This window comes from Paludisphaera rhizosphaerae, assembly GCF_011065895.1.
Lineage (GTDB): Bacteria > Planctomycetota > Planctomycetia > Isosphaerales > Isosphaeraceae > Paludisphaera > Paludisphaera rhizosphaerae.
Genome location: NZ_JAALCR010000066.1, coordinates 1 through 9,600 on the forward strand (window position 1 = coordinate 1; position 9,600 = coordinate 9,600).

9 protein-coding genes and 1 tRNA gene are annotated in these 9,600 nt (G+C 63.4%); 4 read left to right on the forward strand and 6 right to left on the reverse strand.

The window, feature by feature from the left end:
• The 4 genes from G5C50_RS31820 to G5C50_RS31835 all read right to left on the reverse strand — a co-directional run.
• Positions 1–349, reverse strand: a 349-nt coding sequence (locus G5C50_RS31820) for a hypothetical protein (protein ID WP_165076069.1), incomplete at its 3' end; no start/stop codon positions are given.
• A 408-nt stretch (positions 350–757) separates the two neighbouring features.
• A complete protein-coding gene (locus G5C50_RS31825) occupies positions 758–1,090 on the reverse strand; it encodes a hypothetical protein (protein ID WP_165076071.1) in 333 nt (110 codons plus the stop codon).
• 581 nt (positions 1,091–1,671) lie between these two features.
• Positions 1,672–2,379 (reverse strand): hypothetical protein, encoded by a 708-nt coding sequence (locus G5C50_RS31830; protein ID WP_165076074.1) that lies wholly within the window; start codon positions 2,377–2,379, stop codon positions 1,672–1,674.
• Positions 2,380–2,460: 81 nt separating this feature from the next.
• Positions 2,461–2,775 carry a hypothetical protein gene (locus tag G5C50_RS31835; RefSeq protein WP_165076076.1) on the reverse strand — a complete coding sequence of 105 codons (315 nt, stop codon included), beginning with the start codon at positions 2,773–2,775 and terminating at the stop codon, positions 2,461–2,463.
• Positions 2,776–2,977: 202 nt separating this feature from the next.
• Between G5C50_RS31835 and G5C50_RS31840 the strand changes: the two genes are divergently transcribed.
• Positions 2,978–3,166: a hypothetical protein gene (locus G5C50_RS31840; protein WP_165076079.1), complete on the forward strand. Its 189-nt coding sequence runs from the start codon at positions 2,978–2,980 to the stop codon at positions 3,164–3,166.
• A 20-nt stretch (positions 3,167–3,186) separates the two neighbouring features.
• A complete protein-coding gene (locus tag G5C50_RS31845; RefSeq protein WP_165076082.1) occupies positions 3,187–3,579 on the forward strand; it encodes a hypothetical protein in 393 nt (130 codons plus the stop codon).
• An 896-nt stretch (positions 3,580–4,475) separates the two neighbouring features.
• On the opposite strand, the gene G5C50_RS31850 is transcribed toward G5C50_RS31845, so the two are convergent.
• Both G5C50_RS31850 and G5C50_RS31855 read right to left on the reverse strand, forming a co-directional pair.
• The gene (locus G5C50_RS31850) at positions 4,476–5,663 is read right to left on the reverse strand and encodes a tyrosine-type recombinase/integrase (protein WP_165076085.1); all 1,188 of its coding nucleotides are present in this window, start codon (positions 5,661–5,663) and stop codon (positions 4,476–4,478) included.
• 97 nt (positions 5,664–5,760) lie between these two features.
• Positions 5,761–5,832 (reverse strand) — tRNA-Gly (locus tag G5C50_RS31855).
• A gap of 241 nt (positions 5,833–6,073) precedes the next feature.
• Between G5C50_RS31855 and G5C50_RS31860 the strand changes: the two genes are divergently transcribed.
• Positions 6,074–8,320 (forward strand): ABC transporter ATP-binding protein, encoded by a 2,247-nt coding sequence (locus G5C50_RS31860; protein WP_165076087.1) that lies wholly within the window; start codon positions 6,074–6,076, stop codon positions 8,318–8,320.
• 909 nt (positions 8,321–9,229) lie between these two features.
• On the forward strand, positions 9,230–9,600 hold a 371-nt coding region (locus tag G5C50_RS31865; protein ID WP_165076090.1), incomplete at its 3' end, for a hypothetical protein.

Consider the following 9,600-nt stretch of genomic DNA (forward strand, 5'->3'; position numbering starts at 1 on the left):
TGGTCGGCTCTTGCTCGGCAGCCCAGACGAATAGGTCGTCGATGACGTCCTGGCGGTCGGGGATGACTTCCTCAGGAAAACCTCCCCAGATCCGGCCGGTGACGCAGAAGTACCGGCCCCGGTCGTATGCTTCGATCCCGCAGTGTTCCCCAGGGCCGTCCCACACCTTGCCGCCCTTGGGGATGGTGCCGCGAGCCCAAACCTTCACCCCCCGACCGCTGGGCGAAGTCTCAACGTAGCATCCCTGGAATCGTTCCAACCAGGGCCGGGCCCACTCGACGGCCTGGCCGTGCTCATCCAAGCAGTTGTCGAAGTCGAACCCAACGAACAGGTCATCGGGTGTGAACACGAATCCAAGCCCGTCGAATGTCCCGGGAGACGCCGCCCGAAGGGCGTGAGCGGCGATCGAGAAGGCCGACCAGGTGGATCGGTCGGCCGTCGAAGCGTTCCGACGGTCATCGACCGTCCGAGGCGTCTTGACGCCGTCTAAGGCTCTCCAACAGACCCATTGATCCCACATCCGCAACTCGGGATGGACGTTGTCGAGAAGGCCGACCGTATCTTCTTCGTCCGATTCGTCGTCGTGCTCAGGCGGCTCGGAACCCTCAGGCATCACGACCCTGAGCCACCTATTAGCGGATGCCTGGACGTTGACTTTCATCGCCAACGAATGCATAATCAGTTGTCCTTTCGACCGCAGTGAATCAAAGAAAGCCCTCCGGTCTGCCGCCGGAGGGCTTTTGCTTTCCAGCCCACGTCATCTCTGGCCCAAAGCGACTTCCGTCGTCGCCGGCTCGCGAGTCCCCACGAAGTCGTGGACCTTCGAGCGAAGCGCTTCGGCCGCGATCCGGAACCGAATCGGCGGCGCGTCCGGCCGGACGTTCTCCGTTGCGAGGAGCACACGGTTCCGGTGCGAGGCGACGACGAGCATCGAAATCGCACCTACGTATTCGTTGAATCGTGCCGACGTTTGGAGGTGGGACAGCGTACGGGTCTCATCCGCCAAGACGTCGGTCAAGGTGGATTCAGCGAGACGCACGCCTGTTCGGACTGCGTGCGAGGCGATCAGGGCGTCGACGAACCATCTCATCGCGGCCCCCTTTCAGCAGCCGAGTTCTTTGCACCGTTCGAGGGCCTTCTCGATCTGTCGTCGCCGCTTGGTTGTTAGAGCAGGGGCGATAGGTTCCGGCGAACCGTCCGACGGCAGCGAAGCGGCTGTGCGACGGGCGATGAAATCGCGTGCTTCGGCGACGGTGCTCACCCAGTTACGGCCTCTTCGCCAGGCGCGGAGCGGTGTCCTTTCGTGGAGCCGCCAGCGATGGGCAGCCTGGATTCCCAGGCCCAAAAGCTGGGCGATTTCGGCCAGCGGACGAAGATCTTCCAGCGGCGGAAGTTCATCGACTGACGCAACAGCCTGAACGGCGCGCATGGGCGGTCCCTTGTATCGAAGGTGAAGATTCGAGTTGCGGACGCAAGGCGACGTCGACGTGAAATCGACGAAGTCGCCTCAAACGAGCGTGCGGCTCATGGTGCGGTGAGATAAAGCGTCATTGGATATCAGACGCTCGATTACGGGAACTATAGCAGCCTCTTTGCCTCAAAATCAACATCACGCTATAACAATTCATGTATTAGAGTCGTTATGTGTTTAAGGCAATCGGCTGCAAGACGTCAATTCGCCGCCGGGCTGAACCGGGGCCCAACCGCCCCGGACGCCCCGCCCTGGGGCCGCGAGGCCGCACGCTGGCTTTCGATCAAGGCGACCTCTTCGGCGTCGAGCCAGTAGGGCGTCTGGTCGCCCCAGCCGCGTCTCCCCCGCATGGCTTCCCAGAGGAGGGCGGGCATCACGGCGACAACGGTCGCTTCTTTCTCGCGTTCGAGTTCGACCGAGAACACGGCCCCGTCGGATTCGAGCCCCCCGGACGGAGTCCGGCCCGTGCCGTCGAGGATGGCAAGCTCCACCAGTCGGGCGAGTTCCTGATTCGTCCTGGGCTGGCGGTAGCTCGCTACCAGGGGACGATCCTGGGTCCGATCCTCCTCCTGGTCAGCCCCGGACTCGATCGGCTCGACGTCCAAGTTCTCGTAGCCCCAACCGTCGCGGCCTTCGTCCGGCGTGAGGATCACCCGCCAGCCGCCGATCTCGACGACGTGTTCCTTGTCGAACCGCTTCCAGGCCGGACGGCCCGCCGCGATCCGACAGGCAACGGTCAATGAGTGCCCGGCAAGGGTGATCTCCGGACCCATGCAGCAGTCGGCCAGCATCATTTCTTCCGCGGCCTCCATCGTCCTCTTGACCTCCAAGTACGCTTCCAGGAAGCGAAGGAAGGTCACGCGATTAACGTCGTTTCCGTTGCCGACGGTCGATTCGTGGCGTACCATTGATGTGTTCTCCTGATGTCGAGTCGGGTGAGCATCCTGAGGGCGTCCGGTAGTGCAGACCGGTCGCCCTCTCTCATTTCTTCAACGCATCGCTTCCAGCATCGAATCCGCGAACGTCTCCCGCTCCGAGTCCGTTAACATCCGACCGGCCTGTCGACGAAGGTGCCCGAGGTAATGGGCGAGTTCCCGGGCCTTCCAGTAGGAGGCGTTCGCCTCCATCCAGGCGACGCCGTCGACCCGGCGACGATCGGCCACGGCTTCCCGTCCGGCCCGACGGCCGAGATAGCGGCAAGCCTCCATCACGAGCGGCTCCCCGGCTTCGAGGGGGAGGCGAAGGCAGAGCCACGCCGTCCCAACGGACGTGATGGGCGTGGGTAGGCTCAGAGCGGCAGGCATAGAGCAGGCTCCTGGGTGCGAGTCGAAGGTGTGCGGCCAAACTGTATGCAGATCGTAGAGATTTTGGTATTACTGTCAACTGAGTGCAGAAAAATTGCAGACAAAGTGTAGAGTTGAGATCGGGCGTGCGTACAATCTGGCGAAGGAACGCCGCCGTTGAGTACACTGAATGTGGATTCAGACTCGGCGCGGAGCACTCGTCATGGCCAAAAAGCAGGACAAGAAGGTGCAAGCAACCCAGGACGAGAAAGTCACTAGGCCTGTGCGTCTCGATCTCCCGCTAGATGACATCGAACGATTGGAGAGAGCCGCTCGCGCGCGTGGACTCAACAAAGCGGCTTACGCTCGACAGGCTGTCCTGCGGCAGATAAAAGAAGATCTGGCCGACTGAATCGATGAATCCGCCCCGCCTTGATGACGGCGGCCTGGTCATTCGCCCTGGGGAGTTTTTCCCGAGGCGCGGGCTTCCGCGCCTCGGGAAACCCGCCTTTCCTTCCCCTGCTTCAGATTCGCCAGCGACCGCTTCTGAAGCTCCTCCCGTTGAGCGGCGCGGAACTCCTCGGCAAGAGCCGCTCGCTGGTCGGCGGTGTAACTGCGTCAGGCAAGGTTCAGGTCGGTGATGAGGCCGACCAGGGCGACCGCTTCCTGGATCGTCGCTTCACCTCGCTTGACGGCCTCGATCGTTTTGGGGGATTGGTCACGAATACACTCGGTTTCCGAGACGTATCCATGAGAAACCTTCATCATGGCGGCGGCATCGCGACGGGCATCACTTCCCGAGTCACCAATTGGTCGGCTTTCTAGCTGGCATAGATAGGGTATTAGGTCGGCCAGACCTCTTCCAACACTGGGGTAAAGCCTGTCGTTGTGCCGGGACAAGCCCTCATTAAAGAGTCAGAGAGGTGGGTTTTTACGTAAAATATGCTTATTCGATCGATTGTGGTCGTAATTTTGATCGAGAACTTTTATCGTTTAATGCACGCCGACTACCCGTCGTCCCGCGAACGGGCGTCGGCTTGGCGTAGGCCGTCGGCAGTCCCGGGAGACCGGCGGCCTACGCTTCTAATAGATCGGACGTGATCTATCGAACCGGGGGGCCCTGTGGACACGATATCGTTCGACACGGTGGTCTGGACGACAGCCGCGACGATTCCAACTGGCGGTGCCAATCAATTGGCATGCCCCGTCTGCGGAGCCCCGTTGAAGCTCCACCAGCCGGAAGAGAAAGTTCCGAGCCGCCTCCTGGCCAGTTGCACCTGTGAGGAATGCGCCATCTGGCTCGCTCTCGTATTTACGGCCGACTTGAGTCGCGTCTATATGTTCCGCATTCCTTCGACGGCCGAATTCTGGGAGGCCCTCTCGCGTCGAGGGCGTGACGGGAACGCCCCGAACTGACAGTCGACCTGTGCCGTGCTCAGGCGACTAGCGCACGAGAACGCCATCGTTCCCCGGCGAAGGTTCCCGATGGCGTTCTTCGTACGAGCCGAGGGGGCGAGGACAGGCTATTCGTCGTCGCCAATGGTGCCGGCTACGACCCCCGACCGTGATCTCATCCTATCCTGCGGTCGTGGCTTTAAAAATATCGTTGTCGCAAAATTAGGCGTCTTGGGTTAGAGTGGCTTAAGCGCTTGGGACTCTGGGAGGGGACGCTTTGGAAACGGCCGAGCTTCACCATCCGGACAAGCTCGGCCGCTCGCGTCTCACCCTACCCGTTCCATCGCTTCGCGAGCTTTCGCCTGGTCCATCTCCGCATAAATCTCCGTCACTGCGGCCGATGAATGCCCCAGGACGGCGCGGGCGACGTCGAGTCCGAAATCCCTTCGCAGGGCGGTAGCGGCTGAATGCCGCAGCTGGTGGGGATGCCAACCAGGGATTAGGTCGGCCTTCGGATCCTTCTCGCGTCGGACCTCGTTCGCCTTCGCGACGCCGCGGGCGATCGCCTGACGGTAGCTCGTGCGGTTGTATTTCTCGCCCGGCTTCCGTTTCGGCTCCGGTTTGCTCCGGTCGACCTGGGACGGCTGGACCTTTGACTTCCGAGATGTCCTCAGCGCCGCCCTACGCTCCTGGTCGGCCTCCCTGGGTTGGAAGAGGTATTCCGAAGCGTCGGACCGCAGGAACGGCCGTAGGACTTCCTGGGCCCGTCGGCCAATATGGATCGTCCGCTTTCTCCCATGGTGGGCCGTCTTGTGATCGGCGGGTCGGTATTCCCAGACGTTGCCGACCATGACCAGGTCGCAGCCCCTCATCGTGCAGACCTCGCCCGGCCTCGCGCCTGTGAGGCGTTGAAGCTCGATCATCGCGGCGATCTGGCGAGTCACGAAAGGCAGCGTCGCGACGACGTGGGCGTCATCTACGGGCCTGACCGGCTCCGACTCGCGGACGTCGGCCGCGCCCCGTCGAAGCCCCTCGACCGTCCGCAAAGCCTCCCAGGTGGAGGAGGGGATCATCTGTTCGGAAGCCGCCCACTTGAACATCCGGACGACGGCCTGAATCCGATGATTGACCAGGTTCCGGCAGAGGCCGGCGTCGACCATCCCTTTGCGGACCGCCTTCAGCGCGAGTGGGCCGAAGTCGGTCGCCTGGACGTCCCCGTAAGCCGTCCGGACTGGCTTGATGGCGCTTCGGATGTTGGCGGGTTCCCGGGAACGGTATCGGCCGTCCACGTACTGCAGGTAGGCGACCACGATTTCAGCGATCGTGATCGGGTTCGTCGTCGCCAGCCGGCGACCGTTGGCCAGCCATTCGGCGATGACGCGATCGTATTCCGTCCGGCTGGACTGCGAGTTGTGGACGCCCAGATAAATGTCTCGGCCGTCCAGGGTGACGACGGCCTGGCCGCTCGCCTTATGGAGACGGTAGGAGGGCGTACGAGTTGACGGGTTGGGCATGGTCGCGACTCCAAATCCGGTAGTTTACCGTCTTGGGCCGCGCCATCCGCCGAGGATGGGTAAGCTCTAAATCGAGCCTTCGGCAGGGTTTAGGAGAAGCGGGCGAGGGGATTCGAACCCCTGACGTCCAGCTTGGGAAGCTGGCATTCTACCACTGAATTACGCCCGCGGCTGGGGGGAGCGGGTAACGCTCCCCGAGGACTATTGGGGGTTATCTTAGCGGGCCGGGCGAGGGAGGGCAAGGGGGACTTGGATGTGGCTGGGGGGCGAGGGAACTCGAATTGCCGGGGATGGCCGGACGTGGTAAGAGAACGGCCCCTTCGGCGCTCTGGCGGTCGGTTCGCGATCTCGCCACGGCATGGATGCTCGTCGAGGGGGCATCTCTGTCTCGTCTTTGGGCGCGGGTTTTTATGAAGAACTTCGTCCGCCTGGTGAAGAACGCCTGGCCTTATCGCTACCGGTTCGGCGTCTCCGTCGCCTGCGCCCTGATGGTCGCCTTTCTCTCCGTCATGGAGTTGGGCGCCGTCTTGCCTGTGCTCAAAATCCTCATCAACAACGACAACCCCCAGCGCTGGATCTCGACCAAGATCGACTCCATCGCTGAGGCCGTCGAGCACATCGACGCTCGCCGCGAGGAGTTGGCCCGCGTCGAGCGCGCCTTCGCTGACGGCCCTGGGGCCGCTAGTCCGTTCAACGACCGCTTCACCGAGCTTCAAGACCTCAAGGCTCGGCTCTACAGGGAGTTGGAGACGCGCCGGCAGCGTGTCGACCTGCCCGATCAGAATGGGGTCTCCCAGCAGTTCCTTGCCACCGAGGCCGGCGAGATCGAGCGCCTCCAGCGCGAGGAACGCATCGCCGACGTCCGCTGGAAGGAGCTCAGCCAGGGGAGCCAGTGGTATCACAACGGCGACCGCGCCAGCCTGGATCATCGCCTGGCCGACCTCAGCCGAGAACGCGGCAACGAGGTCTGGTATAAGACCCTTTACGACGGCCTCAAGCCGGGCGTCTACAAGTACCTGCCGTCCGACCAGTTCCGTACTCTCGCCCTGGTCATGGGCTGCGTTCTGGTCGGGGTGATGATCAAGGGCCTGTTCGCCTTCGGCCAGGAAGTGCTCGTCGCCGATGTGATGCAGCGCACGCTCTTCGATCTCCGGAATCGGTTCTTCCGCCGGACGATGGCCCTGGACCTGGCCAGCTTTTCGGATCAAGGCTCGTCGGATCTCATGGCCCGCTTCACCAGCGACATGGACTCCTTCGCCCTGGGCCTCAACACAATCCTCAGCAAGCTGATCCGCGAGCCCCTGCGGGCGGTGATCGCCCTCTCGGTCGCCTTCTGGTTCAACTGGCGGCTCACCTGCCTGACCCTCGTCGTCGTGCCGATCTCCGCCTATACGACCTACCGCGTCGGCCGGATGATGAAGCGCGCCGTGCGGCGGTCGCTGGAGAGCATGTCGTCGATCTACAAGATCCTCCAGGAGACCTTCCAGGGGATCCGCGTGGTGAAGTCGTTCGGTATGGAACGCGTCGAGCGCCGGCGGTTCTTCCTGGAGACCAAGAACTTCTACCGCAAGAGCATCCGGGTCGCGATGATCGACTCGATGTCCGACCCCGTGCTGGAGATGCTCACGCTGATCACCGTGGCCATCGCCCTCCTGGCCGGATCCTACCTGGTGCTCAAGCAGTCGATCTTCCTGCAACTCGGCCCGTTCAAGCTGCAACTGGCCTCGCAAGTGATGGCGATCGAGGATCTTCTGACGCTCTACGCGATCATGGCCGGCGTCTCCGACCCGATCCGCAAGCTCTCGAACGTGAACTCGAAGATCCAGCGCGCGGCGGCGGCCTCCGACCGTATCTGCGCCCTGATGGACCGCGAGCCGCAGGTCGTGGAATCGGCCCAGGCGGTCGAGTCGCCCGTCCACCAGCGGACGATCGAGTTCAAGGGGGTTCACTTCTCGTACCCCGGCCGCGAATCGCTCCTGAAGGGGATCGATCTGAAGGTCCGCCACGGCGAGACCGTCGCGCTGGTGGGTCCCAACGGCTGCGGCAAGACGACGCTCATGAGCCTCTTGCCCAGGTTCTGGGACGTCGACGAGGGGACGATCACGATCGACGGCGTGGACGTCCGCGAGATCCGCGGGCGAGGCCTTCGGCGGTTGATCGGCGTGGTGCCCCAGGAGACGATCCTGTTTCAGGACACGATCGCCCGCAACATCGCCTACGGCGACCCCGGCGCCAGCCGCGACCGGATCATCGAGGCCGCCAAGCGGTCGTACGCCCACCAGTTCATCATGACGCTTCCCGAGGGTTACGACACCGTCATCGGCGAGCGCGGCCACGGTCTCTCCGGCGGCCAGCGCCAGCGGATCGCCCTGGCCCGCGCCATGCTTCGGGACCCCTCCATCCTGATCCTCGACGAGGCTACAAGCGCCGTCGACATTCAGGACGAGGCCCTGATCCGAAAGGCCATCGAGGAGTTCTCCCGAAACCGGACCACGTTCCTGATCTCCCACAGCATGGGCTCGATCCAGCTCGCCGACCGCATCGTCCTGATCGACGACGGCCGCGTCGTCGCCATGGGGACCGATCAGGAACTCAAACGGTCCAGCCCCCTCTACCGCCGCCTCCTCGACATCCACTACCAACGCGAAAGCGCCTGAGCAGGCCGACGGCTTCGATTCGGCTTCGTTTGCGACGACGCACGTACGAAGCTGTACGATGCAAGGTCTGACAGTGTATCGTCTTGGGTGTTGAAACGCGGCCTCGGAAATTGGCTTCGCTCGGCCGCTTTCGTCCCCTCTCCCGCCGGGAGAGGGTGGCCCGACGGGCCGGGTGAGGGTCGTCGGTTTGTACCCAGAGCCTGACCCGGCGGCCGGCTGCGTCCGACACGCCCCCCGAACGCCCACGACCCTCACCCGCCGCTGCGCGGCTGCCCTCTCCCGGCGGGAGAGGGGACGAAGGACGCTTCGCGATCGAACCGGCAGTACCGCCCGTCGAATCGGCTTCCTTTGCGCCAACCGACGACCAAGCCCGTTCGACGCAACGTCAGCCGCGACATCGGCTTGGGCGTCGAAATTCGGGCCCGGAAATCGGCTTCGATCGGTCATGTTCGGGGGATTCCCGCCGGGGTTCGCAACCTCGACCAGGCCTCGTCTCTCGCGCGGCCCTCTATCACCACTATGTCGCCGGAACGCCTTTTTGTGCGCGGCGGCCGGAGAATCGCTACGGCTTGTCGAATGGGTAATGGCATGGGGCGGGTCGCGAGACGGTGACCGAACGGTTGGTGGGCGTTGGCTGGGAAGGCTGACAGAACAGCGGCCTCGAATCGAGGCCCGAACTGATGACCCGGGACCATTGGGCGAATACGATCATAAGGCGTAACGGCCGTTCCCTCCTGGAGACGGAAAGCGCCCCCAAGGGCATGACTCTTCGGCCCGACGTGCATCGGCCCACGTCAAGAGCGCCACACCCCTACCAGAGCGTCCTTCCCGTCCCGGCCGGTCAGTGTCCGCGAACGGGACGCAGCGCAGGGGGACGGTCGGGCTCACGCCACTCGCTGGGAGGAGTTGATGTCCACGGCCTCGGACTCAAGAGAACCCATCGAACGACGGATCTACGACCATTGCCTTGGGACGGGCGACCCGAGCGGCCACCTGATCGACCATGGCTCCTTCCCGCCCGGCTGGGTCGGGAAATTCGACGAATTGCTCGCGGAGGCGAAAGCCCGATGGGGCTCCGAGTCGATGGTGCCGAAACCGTTGGTCGCGGCCCTCTTCTTCGCGTCGTTCTTCCCCGAATACCGTTACAGTTACGGGATGGCTCGCGATCATCGCGGTCAGGGGAACGAGCAGACCGAGCGCGACATGACCCACCTGCGCTCTGTGAGCGGCATGTTCCTGTCCGAGGTGGCTCGGCCCATTCCGCCTGACGGGGCGAGGGA